At 61.7% G+C, this 22,192-nt stretch carries 19 protein-coding genes; 9 read left to right on the top strand and 10 right to left on the bottom strand.

Annotated elements, in window-relative coordinates:
• Nucleotides 1-23: 23 nt before the first annotated feature.
• From GMO_RS01000 to GMO_RS00985, 4 genes are read right to left on the bottom strand one after another with little or no spacing between them, the layout of a single operon-like run.
• Nucleotides 24-458 carry a biotin/lipoyl-containing protein gene (locus GMO_RS01000; RefSeq protein WP_008850372.1) on the bottom strand — a complete coding sequence of 145 codons (435 nt, stop codon included), beginning with the start codon at nucleotides 456-458 and terminating at the stop codon, nucleotides 24-26.
• Nucleotides 455-1,822 carry an acetyl-CoA carboxylase biotin carboxylase subunit gene (accC, locus tag GMO_RS00995; RefSeq protein WP_040507324.1) on the bottom strand — a complete coding sequence of 456 codons (1,368 nt, stop codon included), beginning with the start codon at nucleotides 1,820-1,822 and terminating at the stop codon, nucleotides 455-457. The genes GMO_RS01000 and accC overlap by 4 nt, the downstream gene beginning before the upstream one ends.
• Nucleotides 1,819-2,271, bottom strand: a complete 453-nt coding sequence (locus GMO_RS00990) for an acetyl-CoA carboxylase biotin carboxyl carrier protein (protein WP_008850370.1) — start codon at nucleotides 2,269-2,271, stop codon at nucleotides 1,819-1,821. The genes accC and GMO_RS00990 overlap by 4 nt, the downstream gene beginning before the upstream one ends.
• Nucleotides 2,268-3,023, bottom strand: coding sequence for an SDR family oxidoreductase (locus GMO_RS00985; protein ID WP_040507587.1), 756 nt, complete (start codon nucleotides 3,021-3,023; stop codon nucleotides 2,268-2,270). Before GMO_RS00985 ends, GMO_RS00990 begins: the two co-directional genes overlap by 4 nt.
• A 377-nt stretch (nucleotides 3,024-3,400) precedes the next feature.
• Here GMO_RS00985 and pxpB point away from each other — a divergent pair, with 377 nt between their 5' ends.
• The 5 genes from pxpB to GMO_RS00960 all read left to right on the top strand — a co-directional run bounded on the left by pxpB (nucleotide 3,401) and on the right by GMO_RS00960 (nucleotide 8,235).
• A complete protein-coding gene (pxpB, locus tag GMO_RS00980) occupies nucleotides 3,401-4,033 on the top strand; it encodes a 5-oxoprolinase subunit PxpB (protein WP_083813602.1) in 633 nt (210 codons plus the stop codon).
• Nucleotides 4,030-5,034: a 5-oxoprolinase subunit C family protein gene (locus GMO_RS00975; protein WP_008850367.1), complete on the top strand. Its 1,005-nt coding sequence runs from the start codon at nucleotides 4,030-4,032 to the stop codon at nucleotides 5,032-5,034. Before pxpB ends, GMO_RS00975 begins: the two co-directional genes overlap by 4 nt.
• Nucleotides 5,031-5,798 carry a LamB/YcsF family protein gene (locus tag GMO_RS00970; protein ID WP_008850366.1) on the top strand — a complete coding sequence of 256 codons (768 nt, stop codon included), beginning with the start codon at nucleotides 5,031-5,033 and terminating at the stop codon, nucleotides 5,796-5,798. Before GMO_RS00975 ends, GMO_RS00970 begins: the two co-directional genes overlap by 4 nt.
• Before the next feature lie 164 nt (nucleotides 5,799-5,962).
• A complete protein-coding gene (locus GMO_RS00965) occupies nucleotides 5,963-6,883 on the top strand; it encodes a DMT family transporter (protein WP_040507582.1) in 921 nt (306 codons plus the stop codon).
• Nucleotides 6,884-6,981: 98 nt separating this feature from the next.
• Nucleotides 6,982-8,235, top strand: coding sequence for an MFS transporter (locus tag GMO_RS00960; protein WP_008850364.1), 1,254 nt, complete (start codon nucleotides 6,982-6,984; stop codon nucleotides 8,233-8,235).
• A 168-nt stretch (nucleotides 8,236-8,403) separates the two neighbouring features.
• Here GMO_RS00960 and GMO_RS14320 read toward each other — a convergent pair whose 3' ends face one another.
• The gene (locus GMO_RS14320) at nucleotides 8,404-8,580 is read right to left on the bottom strand and encodes a hypothetical protein (RefSeq protein WP_175282557.1); all 177 of its coding nucleotides are present in this window, start codon (nucleotides 8,578-8,580) and stop codon (nucleotides 8,404-8,406) included.
• Nucleotides 8,581-9,052: 472 nt separating this feature from the next.
• Here GMO_RS14320 and GMO_RS00950 point away from each other — a divergent pair, with 472 nt between their 5' ends.
• On the top strand, nucleotides 9,053-10,096 hold the full coding sequence (locus tag GMO_RS00950; protein ID WP_040507323.1) for an NAD(P)-dependent alcohol dehydrogenase: 1,044 nt from the start codon (nucleotides 9,053-9,055) through the stop codon (nucleotides 10,094-10,096).
• Between the two features lie 45 nt (nucleotides 10,097-10,141).
• Nucleotides 10,142-11,500 carry an MFS transporter gene (locus GMO_RS00945; protein ID WP_245528401.1) on the top strand — a complete coding sequence of 453 codons (1,359 nt, stop codon included), beginning with the start codon at nucleotides 10,142-10,144 and terminating at the stop codon, nucleotides 11,498-11,500.
• A 61-nt stretch (nucleotides 11,501-11,561) separates the two neighbouring features.
• Here GMO_RS00945 and GMO_RS00940 read toward each other — a convergent pair whose 3' ends face one another.
• Together GMO_RS00940 and GMO_RS00935 are read right to left on the bottom strand one after the other, a co-directional pair.
• Nucleotides 11,562-12,353, bottom strand: a complete 792-nt coding sequence (locus GMO_RS00940; protein WP_008850357.1) for an SDR family NAD(P)-dependent oxidoreductase — start codon at nucleotides 12,351-12,353, stop codon at nucleotides 11,562-11,564.
• 124 nt (nucleotides 12,354-12,477) lie between these two features.
• Nucleotides 12,478-13,494 (bottom strand): AraC family transcriptional regulator, encoded by a 1,017-nt coding sequence (locus GMO_RS00935; protein ID WP_008850355.1) that lies wholly within the window; start codon nucleotides 13,492-13,494, stop codon nucleotides 12,478-12,480.
• An 818-nt stretch (nucleotides 13,495-14,312) separates the two neighbouring features.
• Between GMO_RS00935 and gmd the strand changes: the two genes are divergently transcribed.
• Both gmd and GMO_RS00925 read left to right on the top strand, forming a co-directional pair.
• The gene (gene gmd / locus GMO_RS00930) at nucleotides 14,313-15,296 is read left to right on the top strand and encodes a GDP-mannose 4,6-dehydratase (RefSeq protein WP_008850354.1); all 984 of its coding nucleotides are present in this window, start codon (nucleotides 14,313-14,315) and stop codon (nucleotides 15,294-15,296) included.
• Between the two features lie 13 nt (nucleotides 15,297-15,309).
• The gene (locus tag GMO_RS00925; RefSeq protein ID WP_008850353.1) at nucleotides 15,310-16,227 is read left to right on the top strand and encodes a GDP-mannose 4,6-dehydratase; all 918 of its coding nucleotides are present in this window, start codon (nucleotides 15,310-15,312) and stop codon (nucleotides 16,225-16,227) included.
• A 98-nt stretch (nucleotides 16,228-16,325) separates the two neighbouring features.
• On the opposite strand, the gene GMO_RS13490 is transcribed toward GMO_RS00925, so the two are convergent.
• The 3 genes from GMO_RS13490 to GMO_RS14580 are packed head-to-tail and all read right to left on the bottom strand — an operon-like array spanning nucleotide 16,326 to nucleotide 22,137.
• The gene (locus tag GMO_RS13490; RefSeq protein ID WP_008850352.1) at nucleotides 16,326-19,847 is read right to left on the bottom strand and encodes a glycosyltransferase; all 3,522 of its coding nucleotides are present in this window, start codon (nucleotides 19,845-19,847) and stop codon (nucleotides 16,326-16,328) included.
• Nucleotides 19,835-20,923 (bottom strand): GHMP family kinase ATP-binding protein, encoded by a 1,089-nt coding sequence (locus GMO_RS00915; protein ID WP_008850351.1) that lies wholly within the window; start codon nucleotides 20,921-20,923, stop codon nucleotides 19,835-19,837. Before GMO_RS00915 ends, GMO_RS13490 begins: the two co-directional genes overlap by 13 nt.
• On the bottom strand, nucleotides 20,920-22,137 hold the full coding sequence (locus tag GMO_RS14580) for an HAD-IIIA family hydrolase (protein ID WP_008850350.1): 1,218 nt from the start codon (nucleotides 22,135-22,137) through the stop codon (nucleotides 20,920-20,922). Before GMO_RS14580 ends, GMO_RS00915 begins: the two co-directional genes overlap by 4 nt.
• Nucleotides 22,138-22,192 lie beyond the last annotated feature (55 nt).

Below are 22,192 nucleotides of genomic sequence, written 5' to 3'. Positions count from 1 at the left end.
GGGGCCGGCAAGCCTGCGTCAGGCTATGCCGGTTCCAGATGCAGGATGACGGCCCCATAACCGGCCAGTTCACCATCCTGTCCGAGAACATCCACAACAGTTCCATCCATGGGCGCCTGTACGGGAATCTGAAGATTTCCCAGCGTCAGAAACGCCAGAACATCATCCCGTTTTACAATTTTCCCCGGCTTTGCCAGCCCGGTCAGGCCGAGATGCCCGAAATAGGGCGCCTTGACCGCAATGCCACGTGCTGAAGGCTCGGCTGGCGCCGTTTCTTCATGCGGGATCGGCCTGCTGACCGACCCACCTGCCACCCGAAGAAACAGCCGCGCCCCTTTACCGTCAGACAGCTCCAGCGTCTCAAGCCCTGCCTGCTGCATCCAGACCGCGATCTGGCTGATGTCCTCTGGCGAAGGCAGCACGTCGAAAGCAGGACCACGCTTTTCCGAAGTTTTCATGAATCCGCCCTTTCTGCCAGCCAGCGCTCCAGATAGTGGATATTCACGCCACCCTTCCGGAACTGCGGATCATCCAGCAGCGCCTGGTGCAGGCCAATATTCGTCGAAATTCCCTCGACGCACATTTCCGCCAATGCAATCCGCATCCGGGCAATGGCTTCATCCCGGCTCGCGCCATAGCTGATGATCTTCCCGATCAGGGAATCATAATAAGGCTGAACCGTATAACCGTTGACCACATGCGTATCGATCCGGACGCCCGGCCCACCCGGAAGGTCCCACCGCGTCACGGTTCCGGGGGACGGCAGGAAGGTTTTCGCATCCTCGGCATTAAGACGGCACTCGATCGCATGGCCATGCATCCGGACATCCTCCTGCCGGAAGGCCAGCGCCTCACCCTGTGCAATGCGCAGCTGCTGCGCAACAATATCGATGCCGGTGATTTCCTCGGTCACGGGATGCTCGACCTGCACACGGGTATTCATCTCGATGAATGCAAAAATCCCGTCTTCATACAGGAACTCGAACGTCCCCGCCCCGCGATAGCCGATCTGACGACAGGCCCGGGCACAGCGCTCCCCGATCTCCGCAATGGTCTCCGGCGGAATACCGGGCGCAGGCGCTTCTTCCAGAACCTTCTGATGCCGCCGCTGCAAAGAGCAGTCCCGCGCTCCGAGCCACAAGGCCGTACCATGCGTATCGCACAGAACCTGGATTTCAACATGACGGGGCTTCTGCATGTACCGTTCGAGATACAGCGTCGGATTTCCGAATGCCTGCTGCGCCTCTTTCGCGGTGAGGGAAACAGCCTCTTCCAGTTCATCCAGACCATGCACCACCCGCATCCCGCGACCGCCGCCACCGCCTGACGCCTTGACGATCACAGGAAAACCAACCGCCTGCGCAATGGCCCGCACCTCTGCCGCCGCCGCAGGCAACGGTCCGTCAGAACCAGGAACACAGGGCACGCCGGCCTCCTGCATGGCACGCTTTGCGGTGATCTTGTCACCCATCATGCGAATGGACGCGCCCGTCGGGCCAATGAACGTCAGACCCGCCGCTTCCACGGCATCAGCAAAGTCCGCATTTTCCGACAGGAACCCATACCCCGGATGTATCGCATCCGCCCGGGTCACTTTCGCGGCAAGAAGCAACCCGTCCGCATCGAGATAGCTCTTCGAAGCCGCAGCCGGACCAATACAGAGGGCAATATCCGCCTCGCGCACATGACGGCTGTCGGCATCAGCTTCCGAATGGACAGCCACCGTCTCCAGACCAAGCTGACGGCAGGCGCGCTGGATGCGCAAAGCTATTTCGCCGCGATTGGCAATCAGGACTCTTCTGAAACGCTGCATATCACTCATGCCAACCGGAACAGGGGCGTCCCCTCCTCCACTTCCGTACCCGCATCCACCAGAACCTCGGCGATTCTTCCCGGCGCTGTCGCACGCACGGGGTTGAAAACCTTCATGGCCTCCAGCAGCCCGACCTGCTGCCCGGCCTCGATCTCCTGACCGACGGTCACATAGGGCGAAGCATCCGGAGCAGGTGCCAGATGAAAGACACCATAGGACGGCGCAGTAATGATCACGTCCGCCCCGGAAGACGCCACCGGCGCAGCCTTGGCGGGAACCACCTGTTCCAGCACGGATGCAGGCACAGAAGCCACGGAAGGCGTTACCGCCCCCGCATCCCCCGCTCCACGTGCCAGACGGATTTTCCATCCGTTTTCCTCAATCTCAAGCTCCGCAACCGGAGCCCGGGACATAAGGTCGATCAGGCGTTTGATCTGCGCAATATCCACGGCCGTCATGCCGGGGTAGAGGTTTTCTTCGCAAAATTCAGGCCGCCGACCACCTGCATCGTGGGCAGCACTTCCATGAAACTGACATTCATGCGCTGGGGCGCCAGAACGGCAAAGGCAACGGAATTTGCAATGTCTTCCGGCAGCAGGGACTCGTACTCGTCAAAGAAACGCTTCTTCGCCTCGGCCATGTCACCGATCAGACGGCCAAAAACCTCGGTCTCCACACGGGCCGGAGAAACTTCCGTCACGCGGATGTGGCGCCCGAACAGATCACAGCGCAGCTGCTGGGACAGCGAATGCACCCCTGCCTTGGTCGCATGATAAACGGTGTTGCCACCCGCAAAGGCATAATGCCCGGCAATCGAGCTGATATTGACGATATGCCCACGATCACGCTCGATCATGCCCGCCACGACCAGACGCGTAAGCTGCAGAACCGCACGCAGGTTCACATCAACCAGGGCATCGATGTCTTCCGGCGTGGTCTTGGTGATGTTGCCCGTGCGGGACTGACCGGCATTGTTGACCAGCACATCGATTTCCAGACCGCTGAGCAGAGCCTCCAGACCGGCCTGATCCGACACGCTGACGGCGTGAGGAACGCAGCCCGTCTCCTTGGCCAGATCTTCAAGACGCTTTGCATCCCGCGCCAGAGCATGAACCTTGATGCCGCTTTCGCTCAGCCGGCGCACGATGGCAGCGCCAATCCCGGAAGAAGCGCCAGTAACGAGAGCGGTGCGATAAGGAGTATTGCTCATGCGAATGGGACCCATTTCTGGAATAAAGGGAAATCACCGACCGGACCGCATGGAATACGGCCCCTCCGGTATAATATTCTGTCGAGGCTAATGGAGTTGTTTTACAAACACCAAGAGCAGTTCGTTCTTGCCCCATAACATAATCCGATGGAAGCCGAACCACCTCGACATGACCCATAAGATAATCCGATGACATTAAACCTCAAATGCCTCTGGTCACCACGGTGCCCGTCAGACATATCGTTACGATACCGCCTCGATGATGGAATCATTGACGGCGACAGAACCTGTCATAGCCCCGGGAACTGAATGCCTTGAGCTCCGATACGCGACACCTGCTGGACCAGCATCAGGACTCCAGCGCCCCCGTCATCAGCATGATGGGCACGCGCGCCATGCTGTTCGAGGCGCCCGGCGCATTCACCATGACCCAGCAGCAGCGTATCTGGGCCCTCATCGCCCATGCTGAAAAACGCCCCGACATTCAGGAACTCGTCCCGGGCGTGACCAATCTCCTGCTGATTTTCTCCCAGCCCCCCGAACAGCCGGAACGGATCGTACACTGGCTGCGCGAAGCCTGGGAGACATTACCCCCCCTGCAGATCGAAGGCCGCGTCTTCGACATCGGCGTCCAGTACGGGGGCGAGCGCGGAGACGATCTGGCAGCCGTCGCAGCCCATACCGGCCTGTCCCCCGAGGAGGTCATCGCCCTCCATCACGCCGGGGAATATACGGTCTGCGCCGTCGGCAGCGCACCCGGCTTCGGCTATCTGCACGGGCTGGACCCACGCATCGCCACCCCGCGCAAATCCGTCCCCTCCCTGAACATGCCAGCCGGCACCGTGACAATCGGCGGCATGCAGGCCGGGATCTCCGCCCTGACCGGACCGAATGGCTGGAATTCGATCGGTTACACCGAAATCTGCCTTTTCGATCCTCACCGGAAGCCTCCCTCCCTCTTCGCCATCGGGGACCGCATCCGCTTTTATCCGGAAAGCATCGACCTGTGATCACGATCCTCGAGACCGCACCGCTCAACACCGTGCAGGATCCGGGACGTCCGGGATACCGCAATCTCGGCGTCGGCAGCTCCGGTGTCATGGACCCGCTGGCCCTCCAGATCGGCAATACGCTTCTCGGCAACGAACCGGACGCCGCCTGCATCGAACTGCAGACCTACCCCTTCGTCATCAGGTTCGAAACGCCAACCAACTTCGCCGTCACCGGGATCACTGCTCCGCTCGAACTGGACGGTGAGCCGGTCCTGTCTTGGTCCGTGGCCACCGCTCAGGCCGGACAGGTCCTGCGCATCGGTATCCCGTCAGCAGGCGCCCGTGGATATGTCTGCCTCGGCGGCGGCATCCAGGTACCGGTCGTTCTCGGCTCGCGCAGCACACAGCTCCGTGGCGGCTTCGGCGGCCTTGACGGACGCTTTCTCGAAACCGGCGACACACTGGAAACACATCCCGCAACGACCATTCTGTCAGGATACGGCGCCGTTTCACCTTCCGCCGTTCTGGGAAGCGCATCAGCAGGCGAAAAAACCATCACCCTGCGCGCCATCCCGGGCACGGATTATCTGCGCTTCGATGAAGAGTCCCGGAAGCGTTTCTGGGAGGAAGCCTGGCGCATCACCCCGCAGAGCAACCGCGTGGGCTACCGTCTCAGCGGTGCGCCCCTGAGCCTGCAGAAACGGGTGGAACTGCGGTCCTACGGCATCATCCCCGGCATCGTGCAGGTTCCACCCGCCGGTGAACCCATCGTGCAGCTTGCCGACGCTAATACGGCCGGCGGTTATCCCCGTATCGCCACCGTGATCGAAGCCGATCTCTGGCGCCTCGCCCAGGCACGCATCGGAACCCGGATCCGCTTTCAGGACGTCGACCACCAGACAGGCATCGCCGCCATGCAGCCCATCAGGGCCTATCTTGATGATCTGCGCATGATGGCGACCCTCTACCGTCAGTCCGCCCAGTCCCGCAACGGCAGCAGAATCGGAAGCAAAGCATGAAAATCGACCTCAATTCCGACATGGGTGAAGGTTTCGGCCGCTGGAAAATTGCCGATGATGACGGACTGATGGACGTTGTCTCTTCCGCGAACATCGCCTGCGGCTTTCATGCCGGTGATTACGCGATCATGAACGAGACAGTCCGCAAGGCGAAAGAAAAGGGCGTCGGAATCGGCGCTCATCCGGGCCTGCCGGATCTGATGGGCTTCGGACGGCGCGCCATGACGGTCTCCGACGCCGATATGGAATCCATGATGGTTTACCAGATCGGCGCTCTCCAGAGCCTAGCCGCCCTTCACGGCCACCGAGTGACGCATGTCAGCTACCATGCCGCCTTCGGCAACATGGCCAACGCCGATGAAGCCCTGGCCCTGCGCCTGACACGCGCCATCGCCGCCCTGGACCGTGAACTGACCGTCTTCTGCATGTCAGGCCAGCTGACTGAACGTGCAGCGGAAAAAGCGGGACTGCGGACCCGGACCCTCTTCCTCGCCGACCGCGCCTATACCGATCAGGGCACACTCGTCCCCCGCGGTCAGCCCGGCGCCGTCATCCACGACCTGTCCGCCATCCGCGCCCGCGTCTGGCAGTTCCTTGAAGACGGCTCGGTCACAACGGCCACCGGCTCCCGCCTGCCCGTGAAGGCGAAGTCCATTCTCGTCCACAGCGACACACCCGGTTCCCTGGAACTCGCCAGAGCCATCCGGGCGGAAATCGAGGCCACCGGCGCCATTCTCACCCCCGCCTGCCGCCTGGATGACTGACATCCATAAGAATTTCATATCACGTCGCAGCGAACTGCTATGCCTCAGGCTGCGGAATCTGCATTACGTTTTCAAAACATAGTCATTCCGGCAGGTCACCAGATTGTCCCAGTTCGCTGCAAAGCACCGCTGCATCAGTATCGTGCATCGAGGTTGATTTCATGATGAAGCATGATCTGAAACGCGGCGCACTGCTGCTCGCATCGGCAACCTTCTTCACGGCAGCCCTCAACGCCCTGCAGAAACTGACGGGATCACGGCTTCCGGCCCTGGAAATCATTTTCTTCCGTAACCTGTTTTCTCTCCCGTTCGTCCTCATCATCGCCTCACGCACGAAGATCGTTCTCAGAACGCATCATTTCCAAGGCCATCTTCTCCGCTCGGTCATCGGTCTGATCAGCATGATCATGGTCGTCGTGACCGTCACGCGCCTCCCCCTGGCGGAACAGCAGGTCCTCTCCTACACGCAGCCGCTCTTCCTCGTCCTGCTGTCCATTCCCCTTCTGCATGAACGCCCCGGCCTGCAGCGCTGGATCGCAGTCCTCATCGGGTTTTCCGGCGTGGTTGTTGTCGCGCTCGGCAAGGGCCTCCTCAACACAGGCGCAGCCGGGTCCGTCTCGACCATCATCTACCTCATCGCACTCGCGCAGGGCGCCGTCGGCGCTCTGACCACGATGCAGATCCGCCAGCTTTCCGCCACCGAGGCCAGCACGACGATCGCCCTGTGGCAGGCCATCCTCATGACGGTCATGACAGCCGCCCCCCTCCCTTTCATCGGGATCATGCCCGGCCTGAAAGACGCGCTCTGCCTTGTCGTGGTCGGCGCCTTCGCCGGTATCGCACAGGTCCTCCAGACAGAAGCCTTCGCCTCCGCACAGGTCTCCGCCATTGGCCCGTTCGCCTATACGGGCCTGCTCTGGGCGGCGCTGATCGGCTGGCTCGGCTTCGGCGAAATCCCCGGTATCGCAATGCTGGCCGGCGCCCTGCTGATCATCGGATCGGGCATCTGGATGCTGCGTCATGATCGTCCGGCAGCGGTCCGCACGGCCGTCCTCGGCACCGTGGACGCGGCAGAGGGCTCCTGACCTTGCCCCGTCCCGGCTTCATCCCACCCCTTTTCCCATACTGACTGTTCCTTTCAGGGACAGTCCCGCAACACCCGAAACAGCAGGAGGTCGGCAGCATGATGACAGGCAAGACCATGACCGTGACATCCCGGTTCCGGAACGTTCCTTCCCGCTACATATTCTTCTTCCTGGTCTTCCTGATGTACGTCATCAGCTACGGTGACAGGGCCGCACTTTCCATCGCCCTTCCCTCGCTCGGCAAGGAATTCAGCCTCTCTCCGGTCCAGATGGGCTGGGTCTCGTCAAGCTTCCTGTGGTCATATTTCCTGCTCAACCTTCCTTCGACCATCCTGCTGGACCGCGTGGGCGCACGCCGGATCGGCAGCCTGGCCGTCACGGTCTGGTCCTTCGCCATGATGCTGGGCGGCATGACGCACAATATCGTCCAGTTCCTGATGATGCGCGTCCTGCTGGGCGTGGGTGAAGCCCCGACCTTCGGCGTCGGCGCAACAGTGGTCCGCAACTGGGCTCTCCCCCGGGAGCGCGGCTCGGTCATGACAATCCTGCTGACCGGAATGCAGCTCGGCCTCGCAGGCGGCACGATCGCAGGCGCCTACCTGATCGACCTGTTCGGCTGGCGCTTCGAATTCGTGGCCCTTGGCATCATCGGACTGGTCTGGGCAGCGGTCTGGTGGCAGGTCTATCGCGCACCGCCGGAAAAAGAAGCCACGTCCTCACGCACGGCCTTCTCTTTCGCCTCTGTCAAAAACCTGTTCCGCTCCGCCTCCTTCATCGGCGTCCTTGTCGTCCAGTGTACCCAGAACTACCTGACGTTCCTCGTGATGTCCTGGATGCCGCTCTACCTGATCCACGAACTTCACATCGACATCACCGGAACAGGCAACCGGACGGCCCTGTGTTACCTTGCCGCGTCCGCCGGCGCAGTCGTCATCGGACGCGCGCTCGAATATCTTGTCTTCCGCAAAGGCATTCACCCGCCCCGCCGGCGCTTCATCGTAGCCATCTGCCTGATGGGCGCCTCAACGATCGGGCTTCTGCCGTCATGCCACACCATGACCCCCATCCTGCTGGTCCTGGCGGGCTCACTCGCCTGCCTGATCGCCGCAAATGGCGCTAACACGGCCCTCCTGACCGACCTTGTCGAAGAAGGCGACAGGATCGGCACCGTCACAGGCGTCACCCTGACCTGCAGCAACTCTCTGGGTCTGCTTGCCCCGATCGTGACAGGCTATATCGTCTCTTACACCGGCCGTTTCGACATGGCGTGGTACACATGCTCCGCCGCCCTTGTCGTCGCAGGCATACTGTCGCTTCTCCTGGTGCGAAATTCCATCAGCATGCGCTCATAACCGCCATCACACACCGATCATCAGTCCAGACACCCGTAGCCGCACGTCCTTGTGGAACTCCGGCCCCTCACCGACCCGGAAGCTCTCGTCCGTACCGCAGGGCTTCGAAGCCCGCCAACCGCGCCGCCCGGCTGCCGGAAACACCAGCACACCGCACGGCTGGCGCTCTCAAGCCGCCAGAACCAGCGTCCTGACATCCCCGCCCCAGAGCATCGCCTGCGGTGCAACATTTTTGGTGTGGTTCTCGGCGGGCGTCACCGGAGCCGGACTTCTCATCCACAGCATAAGCCCCACCAGCAGCGCGGCCAGAATAACGATACCCATTACAGCCCAACGGTTTCTCATGGCGTTTCCTCTCGCGACATGAAGGCTTATAGGCGCGAGACAGCACGGAGTTTCATCAGGACACGGCAATATGGATCAGGAAGGATTATGTAAAAAACCTGATCTCGCCACGGTCCCTCAACAGACCTCCGCAAACGGCATCCAGAGACCGTCACGTCCCGCATTCACAACCCCGGCACCTGCCGGAAGCCCCGGCACCGATGATCCTCCCGGTACTCTCGCCATCCGTCCCGGAAAACTGGGACATTGCACCATGCTTCCGGCCCTTTCGCATGACAGGCGCCCAAAATAACAGCCCTAGTCATAAAATATCATATAGATGTGAGATTCTTCACAGACTGCAGAAAACAGGCCCTCTGCAAGGAAGTATTATTCTGCGGAAAATCCGAGGCTAGATCTTTTTCATCTGTAGCGCTCAAGATAGCCATTCCAACGATCAGACAGGCCGCTTCCAAGCGCGCAAAGGTCCAATATGGCTCAAGCTCTCGTCCTGGAACGCAAAGGCGTTCTCTCCCTTCGCGATATCACTGTTCCTGATACTCTGGGCCCGAATGATGTGAGAATCTCCATCCATACGGTCGGAATATGCGGCAGTGACGTTCACTATTACACCCACGGCCGCATCGGGCATTTCGTGGTGAATGAACCCATGGTGCTGGGCCATGAGGCCGCTGGCGTCATCGTGGAGACCGGCGCCAGTGTCACCAGCCTGAAGGTCGGGGACCGCGTCTGCATGGAGCCCGGCATCCCCGACCCCATCTCCCGCGCGTCCAAGATGGGGATCTACAACGTGGACCCCGCCGTGACATTCTGGGCCACACCTCCGGTCCATGGCTGCCTGACCCCGACTGTCGTTCACCCGGCAGCGTTCACATACCGCCTGCCGGATCATGTGTCCTTCGCAGAAGGCGCAATGGTCGAGCCTTTCGCCATCGGCGTGCAGGCCGCCGTCAAGGCGGCGATCAAACCGGGTGACACCTGCCTCGTAACCGGCTGCGGCCCCATCGGGCTCATGACCGCCCTGGCCGCCCTCGCCTCCGGCGCAGGCACCGTCTTCATTTCCGACATCGCCGCCCCGAAACTCGAAATCGCCGCGCAGTACAAAGGCCTCGTGCCCCTCAATGTCCGGGAGGGTCGCCCCCGTGACGCCATCTCCCGGCAGTGCGGCGCAGACTGGGGCGCAGACGTCGTTTTCGAGGCCAGCGGTTTCCCCGGCGCCTATGACGATGTCTTTTCCTGCGTCCGCCCTGGCGGAACCGTCGTATTCGTCGGCATGCCCGTGGAGAAGATCCCGTTCGACCTCGTCGCGGCCCAGGCCAAGGAAATCCGCATGGAAACGGTTTTCCGCTACGCGAATGTCTATGAGCGCGCCATCGCCCTCATCGCGTCCGGCAAGGTCGATCTCAAACCCCTGATCTCGGACACGTTCGCATTCGATGACAGCATCGCAGCCTTCGAACGCGCGGCCTCTGCCCGCCCGACCGATGTGAAACTCCAGATCACGCTCCCCCAGTAACGCAACCGCCCTTTCCGCGCGGATAGTATCGGAGGCATGACGAACATGAGTGCCACTCCTCTCACGCACCACGAAGACAGCACCAAATCCCATATCGTCTGGGGAATGCCTGTCATCCTGCTCTGGGGCTACATCGCCGTAGCCCTTTACATGACAGGTGACGGAATCGAGGTCGCCTTCCTCGCAAAATACGTGACCAGCATCGGCTTTTCCCCCTCCCAGGCCGGTCTGCTCTTCACCGTCTATGGCGCCACCGCCGCCATCGCGAGCTGGCTCTCCGGTGTCCTCGCCGAAGTGTACGGCCCAAGACGCATCATGGCGATCGGCACCGTCTGGTGGGTGGTCTGTCACATCGCCTTCCTCACATTCGGAATCCAGCATCACAGCTTCCCGCTGATGCTGTTCTTCTACGGCCTGCGGGGCTTTGCGTATCCCCTGTTTTTCTATGCCTTCTTCTTCTGGATCGTACAGCGCACCCCTGAACACAGGCTGGCCTCCGCCATCGGCTGGGTCTGGTCCATGTTCACGATCGGCTACGGCATCATCGCCGCGTTCCTCCCCAGCTTCACGATCCCGGCCATCGGCTTCGTCCCGACCCTGTGGCTTTCCCTCGTCTGGGTCCTGGCAGGCGGCCTCCTCGCTCTTGTCGCCATCCGCGACATCCCGGGCAACGCAGCCGCGAAGATCGAAACCTCGGCCCACAGCCTGAGCGCCCAGCTCAAGGAAATCAGCCGCGGCCTGACCCTGATCGTCGAAAACCGGGACATCGCCCTGGCGCTCGTCACCCGCGTCATCTGCAACCTGTCGCTATTCGGCTTCCCGGCCATCATGCCCCTGTTCTACACCTCGGCCGAAGGCGGCTTCACCATGTCGCAATGGCTGCGCATCTACGGCGTGGTCTTCCTCGTGCAGCCTTTCACCAACGTGATGTGGGGCATCATCGGTGACCGCATCGGCTGGATGCGGCAGATGCGGTGGGCCGGGTTCGTCGGATGCGGCTGCGCAACGCTGCTCTTCTACTACCTGCCACACTCCGCACCCGGCAACATGACCATCGCCATCATCGGTGCGCTGTTCTTCGCCCTGACCATCACATCCTTCGTCCCGATGGGCGCCATCTTCCCGATCCTCGCCCCGCAGAACCAGGGTGCGGCTGTCTCGGTCCAGAACCTCGGCGGCGGTCTGAGCAATTTCATCGGCCCCGCTCTGGCCACGGTCTTCGTGGAAGAATACGGCACGCAGGGCGTCGTCATCGTCTATGCAGCGCTGTATTTCTTCGCCGCCATCCTGACCTGCTTCATCCGCCTGGAACAGCCCAGAGGCTTCCACGCCGCGGATGTCATTTCACACGCCAAGATCGCCGAAGCGAACAATCCTGAAGGCACGGAAAGCAGCCTTGCCTGAAAAACAGCCCCCGGGTCTGGTCAGCAATCCGGCCAGACCCGAGGGAAACCGTCCCACTTTTCTAAAGCGTCTTCAGCATTCCACCATCAACGAAATAGGCCGAACCCACACTGTAGGACGCCTTGTCCGAACACAGGAACACGAAGAAATTCGCCAGTTCCTCCGGAGAAGCAAACCGCTTGATGGGCGCATGTTCATCCGCAACCGACTGAAGATACCCTTCCCAGTCTCCACCCTTGTCACGCGTCAGCTCCTTCGCCGTCTTGATCCAGTCCGGTGTCAGGATGAGTCCGGGATTGACGCAGTTCACACGGATATTGTCCTTGATGACCTCCGTCGCCAGCGTCTTGGAAAACATCATCAGCGCCGCCTTGGTGACATTGTAGATCGGCTCGTACCACAGGGGCTGCACGGCACAGATCGACGCATTGTGGATGATCGCGCCCCCACCCCGCTTCCGCATTCCCGGAACCAGCCCGCGCGCCAGCCGCACCGCCGCCATCACATGCAGATCCCAGTAGAACTGCCACTTCTCGTCCGGCGCCTCCATGATGGTCTCATTGGACCCCGTTCCGGCATTGTTAATGAGAATATCCGCACCACCGAACGTGTCCTCAACAGCGCTGACGACCTTCTGGATACCCTCCGGCGTCGCCACATCCGCCGCTACCGTCAGAATCCGCACATCATGCTTGCCCTGTATGGCCCGCTCGGCCTCGTCCAGCTTCTCCTGCTGACGGGCCACGAGAACGACACTGGCGCCCTCCTGCGCGAACCCTTCCGCAATGGCCAGCCCGATACCTGCGCTCGATCCCGTAATAACGGCAACTTTTCCCTTGAGCCCCATATCCATGAGACATCTCCTTTCGGTTAAACAGAAACCATATTGCAGTAATAAGTGCTGAAATACCTTAATAACCACACCATATATAACAGACAAAAAGAAATAACATTGTTTTTACGGATGCATTTATTTCTTATTTAATGAATAATGACATCAGCACTCCCGCTGATTCTTCTTTTCCCTTATTTGAAAACTGGGATTTTCCCGCCATAGCCTGAAGGGCATCGCGTCGATACTGCTTCGGCGTCACCCGCTTTTCCTTCAGGAAATAGCGATTGAAGTTCGACAGGTTACTGAACCCCGCTTCCGCCCCCACAACCGCAATGGAATGCCGGGTCGTCACCAGCAGTTCGCAGGCCCGGCTGATCCGGAGCCTCCGGACGAAAGCTGTGAACGTATTGCCCGTCGCCTGCTGGAAAAGCCGGGAAAATCCGGAAGGACTCATCCGCGCCCGCCGGGCCACATCCGCCTGGCTCACCTCCCGCAGATCGCTGGAGAGCAGATGGCGGATGGTCATGTCCATCGTCCCCATTTCATCAAGACCGGACACCCCCATGCTCCGCCCAAGGCACAGAACCCGCCTCGGCGTGGCGGCCAGTTCCACCAGCAGGGCAATCACCATCGCAACCCGCCGGCCCTCATCAGCCTGCTCCAGCGCAACCATCCGACGCCTCAGCGCCTCAAGCCGCGGCCCGAAAAACTCCACACCGTTCGCAGCGTCCTGCAACAGCCGGGATACCCCCCCGAATTCAGGGCAGAGCGCGACAAGCCCCTGCAACCACTCCGACTGGATCTGCAACACCAGGTCGCGCCCGGACACCACCTCATGCGGCGGAATGTCGCTCAGCCAGTTATGCGGAAGATCCGGCCCCACCAGTACCAGATTCCCCGGCCCGAAAGACCCGACGAAATCCCCCACCACATACCGCCCGTGACTGGCGGTAATCAGATGAAGCTCGTATTCAGGATGATAATTCCACCGCGCGCAGTCAGCCGGATAATCATGCCGGTGCAGCACGAAACTCTTTGCAGGCGCCGGCCTGATCATCTCATAGACCGGACAGGACGGAAGCCGCGTCGGATTCCTCATCTCGGACATGACATTCTCCGCAAAAGCCGGATGGCTTTCCACCTTATCTTTAGCGCTCATGTTGCAGGAAGATTCAAGATCATTTCTTCCCCTATTCTGATACTCTCTTGCCCATCACCCACCGGGACACAGCTCCACGCGGCGCTTCCCGCCCTCCCCGCCAAAACACGGCAAAGGCACGCCTGCACACCCCGTGCCCATGCCCCTCGCGACATTCATTTCAGGAAACAACCACACCCTGCTCCGACCCAGCGCGCCACCAATTAACACACGACCCGGACAACCCACGGTTTTCCCTGCACCGCGGAAACGACACCAGCACCACCGCTCCTGAACCCCGCAAAGGGGATGCAAAAGCACACCCTGCACAGCCCCCCGAAAGCCAGACATTCCGACACGGACCATCCCGCCTCCCAGATCATGCGGCAGAAGGAAACAGCGCGCCTCCTGCCCCCGGAACACACAACCCCATTCTCCAACACCGACAGTTTTTCAGAGAACGCCGCATCATCCACGACGGACACCGGACATCGGCTATCAGGTCCAGTCTCTGAGCACTCGCACACCGATAAACGTTCTTCCGGCCCTACCCACCCTACTCACGGCACCCCAAAAACACCCCACCCGCGACGCTGCAACACATCTCCACCCCTTTTGAACGAATGTACGGCCCCGCCCACCAGGCCTCCGTCGCTCCTAAACTGACAGCGCCTTCCCGCACACCCCGACCGCGCCAGCGCCACTCCGGAAATCCGGCCCCTACAGGATACTGAAGCCATGACGCATTGACCGCTCTCGCCGGGACCGGCTAACCGATGCAGACCAGCGCGACCGGATGAGCGTCGCGGATCATCACTGAAGCCGGGATCAGAAAAAACATGCCCACAGCCCTCATTACGGGAATCACCGGACAGGACGGTGCCTATCTCAGCCAGCTCCTGCTTGGAAAAGGCTATCGCGTGGTCGGGCTCCTGCGGCGTTCGGCTTCAGCGGATGTCGTGGGGGAACGCCTGCGCTGGCTCGGCATCATCGATGACGTGGAACTGATGGACGGCAACCTGACGGACCTGTCCTCCCTCATCCGCATCATGGAAACGGTCAAGCCGGACGAGATTTACAACCTCGCCGCCCAGAGCTTCGTCGCCGCCTCCTGGCAGCAGCCGCTCCTGACCGGCAACGTCACCGGCATCGGCGCGGTCAACGTTCTGGAAGCCGCGCGCATCGTCCGCAGCAATGCCCGCTTCTATCAGGCATCCTCGTCCGAGATGTATGGCCTGATCCAGGAACCCGTCCAGAACGAGAAAACCCCGTTCTACCCACGCTCGCCCTACGCCGTGGCCAAGCTCTACGCGCACTGGATGACCGTGAACTACCGTGAGAGCTTCGGGATGCATGCCTCTTCCGGCATTCTGTTCAACCATGAAAGCCCGCTGCGCGGGATCGAGTTCGTAACCCGCAAGGTCACGGACGGCGTCGCCCGCATCAAGCTCGGCCTGGCGAACGAACTGGCTCTGGGCAACCTTGACGCCACCCGTGACTGGGGCCATGCCCGCGATTACGTCCGCGCCATGTATCTCATGCTCCAGCAGGACAAGCCGGACGATTACGTCGTGGCCACAGGCCGCACGACCAGCATCCGTGACCTGTGCCGCATCGCCTTCTCCCATGTCGGTCTCAACTATGAAGACCATGTCGTGACGAACCCGGCCTTCCTCCGCCCCGCGGAAGTGGAAGTCCTGCTCGGAGACGCCGGCAAGGCAAAAGCGGCCCTCGGCTGGACCCCTGAAATCACGCTGGAGGAAATGGTCGCGGAAATGGTCGAGGCTGACCTTGCCCGTCACCGTGCCCGGATCATCCGCTAAAACGGATCACGTCATGCGCATTCTCATCACAGGTCTTCGCGGCTTCGTCGGCCAGCATCTTGCGCGCCGCCTGAAGGCGCGCTGCCCCGGGATCGAGATCCTGCCTGTCATCCCGGACATCACCGACGTCACGGCGGTGGAAAGCATCGTTTCGGCCGGCCGGCCGGATCACTGCATCCACCTCGCCGCCATTTCCACCATCGGCGCAGCGCGCCACAATCCGGATCATGCCTGGACCGTGAACCTGCACGGCACGCTGAACGTCGCGCGCGCCATGCTGCGCCACGCCCCGGACGGCATTTTCCTGTTCGCCTCCACGGCCGAGACCTATGGCCTGACATTCCAGCAGGGACACCCGCTGGACGAACGGGCTGCCCTGGCGCCCGCCAACCCCTACGCCGCAACCAAGGCCGCCGCCGACCTCGCGCTGGGCGCCATGGCGCAGGAAGGACTGCGGGCCGTGCGGATGCGCCCCTTCAATCATACCGGCCCCGGCCAGTCGCCGAATTTCGTGGCCCCCGCCTTCGCCTCCCAGATCGCCCGCATCGCCAAAGGATTTCAGCCACCGGAAATCCGCGTCGGCAATCTGGACGCCAAAAGGGACTTCCTGGACGTCCGGGACGTCTGTGACGCCTATGTGGACGCGCTGATAGCTGACAGGATGGTACCACCCGGCAGCATTCTCAATCTCTGCTCCGGCCAGTCCCGCTCGATCCGCTCCATCCTCGATGATCTTCTGGCCCTCAGCGGCATCAGCGCTTCCATCACAACGGACCCTGAACGCCTGCGCCCCTCAGACATTCCCGTCGCGGCCGGCAATGCCGCCCATGCCCGCGAAATGCTGGGCTGGGTGCCAAAAATCCCATGGGAACAGACCCTGAAAGACATCTACGAAGACTGCCTGAACCGCGTCACACCCGTCTCGCCCTGACACGCCCCTGAGCAAGTCCTCATGAAAAAAGCCGCTCTCTCCGGTGTCGAAAACCGAAGAGAGCGGCTTTTTTTACAGCCTGCGGAGGAGAAAAAATCTCAGCTCCGTATGGCTTCAATGATCCGCAGGGACGGCCCCTCCCGGTCGGGCATGTCAATGTCATGCACCGTGGCCTGAAAGCCCGCATCCCGCAGGGACTGCGCCGTTTCGTCCACCTGATCCATGACCGCGCAGATATATCGCCCGCCCGGCTTCAGGACACGATGCAGCGTCGGCAAATCCTGCACCTGCCCATCAGGACTGAGGAACAGATCAATCACGCCGTCTTCGTAAAACAGTCCGCTGATGACCTTTTCGGAACAGGTATATCCCGCCAGCCCCGACAGGGTGGCGCGGAACGCATCGTCTTTGCCAAATTCATGGATCCGCAGATCCCGCAGATACGGCAGCGCCTCACGCACGGTGTTGACCCGCTGCCGGTGCCACGGCACCACCAGAACCTGCGCCACACCGGCGCCACGGTTATCCACTCCGCAATTCGTGCAGTGCAGCCCCAGGCGCCAGTCCCCATCCGCGTGACGCTCCTGCCGCGGACGGCTGCCACAGACCGGGCAGAGCGCATCCCCCAGAACATTCCGCAGGATCTCCCGCGCCCGGCTGGCGGAAAAGCGCATCCGCACCACCTCCGCCCCGGACCGGATCAGCGTCCGGCACAGCGCCTCGTCATCCAGAAGCCGGATGACCGCCTGCGCAATATCCTCGGACGTATCGGCAATCAGCGCCTCTTCCCCGTCCGCAAGCTGGATGCCCTCATTGCCGCAGGTGGTGGTGACAACCGGAATACCCGCCTGCAATGACGTGACGATCTTGCCCTTGACGCCCGCCCCGTAACGCAGCGGATTGACCGAAACGCGCGCCTTTTCAAAATAGGGCTCCAGTTCCGGCACAAATCCCGTCACCTTCACCCGCTCCGACGCCAGCGCCTGCACATTCGGCGGCGGCACGTTCCCCACGATCCACAGCGTGCTGTCCGGATGCTTCTCCCAGACCAGCGGCATGATCTCCTGACCCAGCCAGACCGCAGCGTCCACATTGGGCGTGTGGTCGAAGCCCCCCACGAAGATCAGATCCCTGCGGCTCGCGAAATCGGCCGGCGCGTCCGTCAGGTCCGTGTCACCGAACAGATAGGGCGGCACAACCGTGACATTCGCATGCGGCACTTCGGCGAAAATATCGCGCTTTTCCTCCCGGCTCGGCGTCAGGACATGATCGACGACATCGAAGATCTTCAGTTCCATCGGCTTGAGCCGCTGGGATTCCTGAAGCGCCCAGATGCTGCCTTCCAGTTCGTAACGGCGCATCTCCCGCAGGTAATGCAGGTCATGGGTGTAATACAGGATCGGCGCGCCGGTATGGCGGCGAAGCTGCGACAGGATCGGGAACGTCACATCCGGCCGGGCCGTCCAGATGAAATCCACATAAAGCCCATAGGCCCGCAGCCACCGGTCCAGCCGGTCCGGCGCGTGAAGGACTTCAATGCCAAGCTGCTGGAGAGCAGTCGTGTAAGGCTCCAGCGGCTTGCCATCCTGCGGGGCATAGATCACCCGCAGACCCAGCTCCCGCATGAGACGCAGGTACTGGAACAGCGTGACCGCACCGGCATGCTTGTCATATTCCGGCACCTTGTCATCAATGACAAGGATGATGCCCCGCGGAGACGGCCGCTCCCGGCTCAGGAAGCCGGACGTATCCGGCGCAGGCTGCGTCGCCAAGAGCGTCTGCCACTTGCGGCAGAAGGTCGCATGGTTCTTCAGCGTCTGCCTGTCGCGCATCTCCGTGCCATAGGACGCGCTGCCATGATGGCGGACACGGCTCGCAGGCTGGTACACCACCCGGTATCCCGCATCCCGGATGCTGGTGGCGAGGTCGAACTCCTCATAGAAAGCCGGAGCATAACGGCCATCAAACCCGCCCATTTCCTCGAACAGATGACGGCGGACAAGGAAACACGCCCCCGTCACCACATCCACGTCACGGACATAATTATAACAGCCCCGGTCCGCCCGGTCATTCTTGCCGAACGGATCGCCCCAGCCGGTTCCGTAAATGATGCCACCCGCCTCCTGCACGGTGCCATCACCGTTCAGCAGCTTGCAGCCCACAACGCCCACCCGCGGGTCCGCCTTCATGACCGACAGCATCGGAGCCAGCCAGTTTTCCCCGACGGTCGTGTCATTGTTCAGGAACATCAGCTCCCGGCCCCGCGCCCGCCGCGCAGCCGCGTTGCTGTTACCCAGAAAGCCGAGATTTTCGGTGTTGATGACCAGCACCACACCCTGCGCACCCAGAAGGGACGCAATCGGTCGCGACGGACGGTCATCGGCAACGATGACCTCATACGTCACCTTGCGCGTCAGCAGCATCACGGACGCAAGGCAACGCCAGGTATCGTAATAATGGCCATAGACCGGAATGATGATCGAGACTTCCGGATCACTTTCCTCCGGGAATGACAGCGAGAACGGCAGGGACAGCGTCTTGTCCCCCAGCTGCTCCATATGCTCGGAACAGGCCACACCCTTCGCGCATTTCTCTTCCCGCAGGTAATGCGCCAGCGCCCCGAACTCCACGGCCGCCGGATGGCGCGCCGTATACCACGCCGGATCAAACAGCGGATGCGGCCAGAACCCGCCGGCTTCCCCTTCCGCGGCATAATGCAGCAGCGGATTGATCCCGCCTTTCAGCTTGGACGCATATTCCTCAGCATACGCCACCGGATCGAAAACAGGGTTCGGCCTGACCGCATCCCCGGCCGGCCGGGCAAGGAAATCCTCCAGCGGCGTACGGTCAGCCGGAATTTTCCCCGCTTGCTTCAGGTAGAACCCCGTATCAAACAGCGGATGCGGGTCCGGCGTGCTGCGTCCCTGATGGGTGATGTAATGGACAAGCGGATTGATCGCCGCCTCAACCGGCAGGGCAGAAGTGTACCAGCTGCTGCTGAACAGCGGATGCGGGTCCAGCCCCTGCGCCGCCCCTATCCAGTAATAATGAACCACCGGATCAGTCCCGGGCGGCAGGAGTGCCGCATACCGTCTGCAATACCACTCCGCATCGAACAGCAGCGACTGCGCCAGAAGCGCGATCCCCTTCTTCGCGCCCTGCCGCACCCGGATCCGGGACCACAGACGCAGCGTCAGCGTCCAGTACGCCAGCTTGACAGCCCGGCGCGCATGACGGGCAAAGGCCGGATACCGCTGGGCCAGATCCCGCACCCGCCGCCCCACGCGCCATGCCGTGGACTGAAGCAGAAGCCGATGCTCGGACTGGAGCTGCTGAAGCTGGTTGCGCAGCTCTGCATTGCTGTGCGTCAGGGACTGGATGTCATGCTCCGAAACCGGCTCCCGCGCGACCAGACGCTCCAGATGACGGCTCCGTTCCTCCACCTGAAAAACACGCCCCATGGCCTGCGCCAGCTGATCCTCGATCAGCGCACGGACATGCTTCTCGACAGCCGGCTCCCCGATGGGCAGACGCTCATCCCCAACGCGCCGTTCCCCGTCGTTCCACATGATCCTGTCCGTGGACGGCCTGTCATCCGTCGCCGGCTTCAGCTCAGCCATGTCTCGGCTCCTTCCGTCACGAGATGCACGCCACCCGCCTGCGCGCCGGCACCATTCAGACCACGGATCACCTGCACCCGGCGATCCGGCGGCACGATGAACATCATGAAACCACCGCCACCGGCACCCGAGACCTTCCCGCCAATCGCACCATCCGCCATCGCCTGCCCATAGAGCGTCTCGATCAGCGGATTGGAGATACCGCGCGCCGTGTTCTTCTTCGCTTCCCACGACCGGTTCAGGATCTCGGCCATATGGGCCACCTCCCCGCGCAGGAGGGCGTTCTTCATGTCATGCGCATCCTGCTTGAGGCGGTGCATGTTGCGCATGGTCTCTTCCGTCACCTTCAGCAGGCCACTGCGTTGCTCGGCAATGATGTCAGCCGACGCCCGCGATACGCCCGTAAAGGCAATGACCAGAGACGTCTCGACCTCATTGCGGATCCGGCTGGACAGCCGCAGCGGGTTAACAACCACCCGGTCCTGCGCCAGGAACTCGATGAAGTTCATCCCGCCAAACGTCCCCGCATACTGGTCCTGCTTGCCGCCCTGAAGCCCCAGATCGATCCGCTCGATCTCATAGGCCAGATGCGCCACATCATACGGACCAAGCGGAAGCTGGAGCAGACTGACAAACGCCTCCACCAGCGCCACGACCAGCGCAGAGGACGATCCCAGCCCCGATCCCGGCGGCGCATCCACGAAAGACGTGATGCGCCACGGCTCCACCGACACCGAAAAACGACGGCTGATCCCCACCAGAACCCCGGCATGAAGCCTGAGCTTTGCCTGGTCCAGAACGGTTTCATTGATGTCCTGCGGGTCAAACGCTTCATCCATCCCCACATCCGGAGCCACGAAATGGACGTTTCCATCCGTCGACCGCTCAATGAAGGCATAGGCATAGCGGTCGATGGTCGTGTTCAGGACCGCCCCGCCGAAATCGTCACAATAAGGACTGAGATCCGTCCCGCCACCGGCCAGCCCCAGACGGAGCGGCACGCGCGCGCGAACAGCATTCCGCGTCCCGGCAATCGGACGTGTATGGGACGAGCGTGTATGAGGATCGCTGTTCACAGGAACGCCTCTCTTTCGGAAATCAGATCAGCCAGACTGGACGGACCAACGCGGACACCTTCAATACCGGCGGCACTGGCGGCCTGCATGTCGGAGGGCTGGTCCCCGAACATCACGCAGCGCGCCGGGTCCAGCTCCCACCGCCGCAACAGGTCAAGGATCATGCCCGGTTCAGGCTTGCGGTCAGGACTGTTCCCCCGGTACCGCTCCACCACAGCCTCGGAATGGATCGGGCAGTACCGCCAGTCGTCGATCGTACCGCCATGCGCACGCACCACCCCGATCACCCACCCCATCAGGGCCTGAAGATCCTCTTCGGAATACAGCCCGCGCGCCACACCGGACTGGTTGGTGACGATGAAGACATGATGCCCGCTCTCCGTCATCCGCGCGATGGCATCCAGAACACCCGGCTCCCAATCGAAACGCTCCCGCGTGCCGACCCAGCCATGGTCCCGGTTGATGACGCCGTCCCGATCGAGGAACACGGCCGGACGCCGCAGAACCTCGGGCAGTTCCCGTCCCGCCGCCTTAAGATCGCCCGGCAGACCAATATCCCGGAAATATCCGGTCAGCTCCATGCCGCGCAGGGACCCTTCCGCCGCCAGTGCCGGCAGCACGTCCTGCTCCAGCGAACAGTCCGGCGTCAGATGACTGAAGACGGTATGATCGAACAGATAGATCCCGCTATTGATCAGCCCCGCCCGCCCCGGCTGCTCGGCCTTGGGATGAAAAGACGCCACATGTTCCCCGTCCTGCGCCAGACGGACTTCCCCGTACCGGTCCAGATCCTCGACCGCACGCAGCAGCATCCAGTTTCCCTGGCGCGCACGCGACAGGAACCGCGACAGGTTGCAGGAAAACAGGGAATCCCCGTTACAGAGCAGGAAACGCTCCTGAAGATGCGCGCGGGCATGATACAGCGCCCCCCCCGTCCCGGCCCGGAACGGCTCCACGCTGATCGTGATCTTCGCCGGCTTCGGCAGGAAAGCCCGGATCTGGTCCACCGCCCGCTCGATCTCCGTCGAGAGATGCCCCGCCAGCAGGACGAAGTCCTCCACGCCAAAACGCTGCATTTCCCGCATCAGCCACGCCAGAAAGGGCCGGTCGCCACAGGACATGAGCGGCTTGGGCAGCGTCCGGGTCAGCGCCCCCAGACGTGTGCCAAGACCCCCCACCAGAATGGCGCACTGACGCACGGTCACATCACTCACGAGACAGAATACTCCGCGACGGAACGGAAAAGCGGAACAGCAGGACAGGACATCT

Source organism: Gluconobacter morbifer G707 (assembly GCF_000234355.1).
GTDB lineage: Bacteria > Pseudomonadota > Alphaproteobacteria > Acetobacterales > Acetobacteraceae > Gluconobacter > Gluconobacter morbifer.
Note: the sequence above shows the minus strand (reverse complement) of the source record. Positions and strands in the feature narration are given on the sequence as shown.

What these genes read in the sequence shown, in the direction of transcription:
- GMO_RS01000 (WP_008850372.1), bottom strand. Translation starts at nt 458, where the DNA reads ATGAAAACTTCGGAAAAGCGTGGTCCTGCTTTCGACGTGCTGCCTTCG.
- accC (WP_040507324.1), bottom strand. Translation starts at nt 1,822, where the DNA reads ATGAGTGATATGCAGCGTTTCAGAAGAGTCCTGATTGCCAATCGCGGC.
- GMO_RS00990 (WP_008850370.1), bottom strand. Translation starts at nt 2,271, where the DNA reads ATGACGGCCGTGGATATTGCGCAGATCAAACGCCTGATCGACCTTATG.
- GMO_RS00985 (WP_040507587.1), bottom strand. Translation starts at nt 3,023, where the DNA reads ATGAGCAATACTCCTTATCGCACCGCTCTCGTTACTGGCGCTTCTTCC.
- pxpB (WP_083813602.1), top strand. Translation starts at nt 3,401, where the DNA reads ATGATGGGCACGCGCGCCATGCTGTTCGAGGCGCCCGGCGCATTCACC.
- GMO_RS00970 (WP_008850366.1), top strand. Translation starts at nt 5,031, where the DNA reads ATGAAAATCGACCTCAATTCCGACATGGGTGAAGGTTTCGGCCGCTGG.
- GMO_RS00965 (WP_040507582.1), top strand. Translation starts at nt 5,963, where the DNA reads ATGAAGCATGATCTGAAACGCGGCGCACTGCTGCTCGCATCGGCAACC.
- GMO_RS00960 (WP_008850364.1), top strand. Translation starts at nt 6,982, where the DNA reads ATGATGACAGGCAAGACCATGACCGTGACATCCCGGTTCCGGAACGTT.
- GMO_RS14320 (WP_175282557.1), bottom strand. Translation starts at nt 8,580, where the DNA reads ATGAGAAACCGTTGGGCTGTAATGGGTATCGTTATTCTGGCCGCGCTG.
- GMO_RS00950 (WP_040507323.1), top strand. Translation starts at nt 9,053, where the DNA reads ATGGCTCAAGCTCTCGTCCTGGAACGCAAAGGCGTTCTCTCCCTTCGC.
- GMO_RS00945 (WP_245528401.1), top strand. Translation starts at nt 10,142, where the DNA reads ATGAGTGCCACTCCTCTCACGCACCACGAAGACAGCACCAAATCCCAT.
- GMO_RS00940 (WP_008850357.1), bottom strand. Translation starts at nt 12,353, where the DNA reads ATGGATATGGGGCTCAAGGGAAAAGTTGCCGTTATTACGGGATCGAGC.
- GMO_RS00935 (WP_008850355.1), bottom strand. Translation starts at nt 13,494, where the DNA reads ATGAGCGCTAAAGATAAGGTGGAAAGCCATCCGGCTTTTGCGGAGAAT.
- gmd (WP_008850354.1), top strand. Translation starts at nt 14,313, where the DNA reads ATGCCCACAGCCCTCATTACGGGAATCACCGGACAGGACGGTGCCTAT.
- GMO_RS00925 (WP_008850353.1), top strand. Translation starts at nt 15,310, where the DNA reads ATGCGCATTCTCATCACAGGTCTTCGCGGCTTCGTCGGCCAGCATCTT.
- GMO_RS13490 (WP_008850352.1), bottom strand. Translation starts at nt 19,847, where the DNA reads ATGGCTGAGCTGAAGCCGGCGACGGATGACAGGCCGTCCACGGACAGG.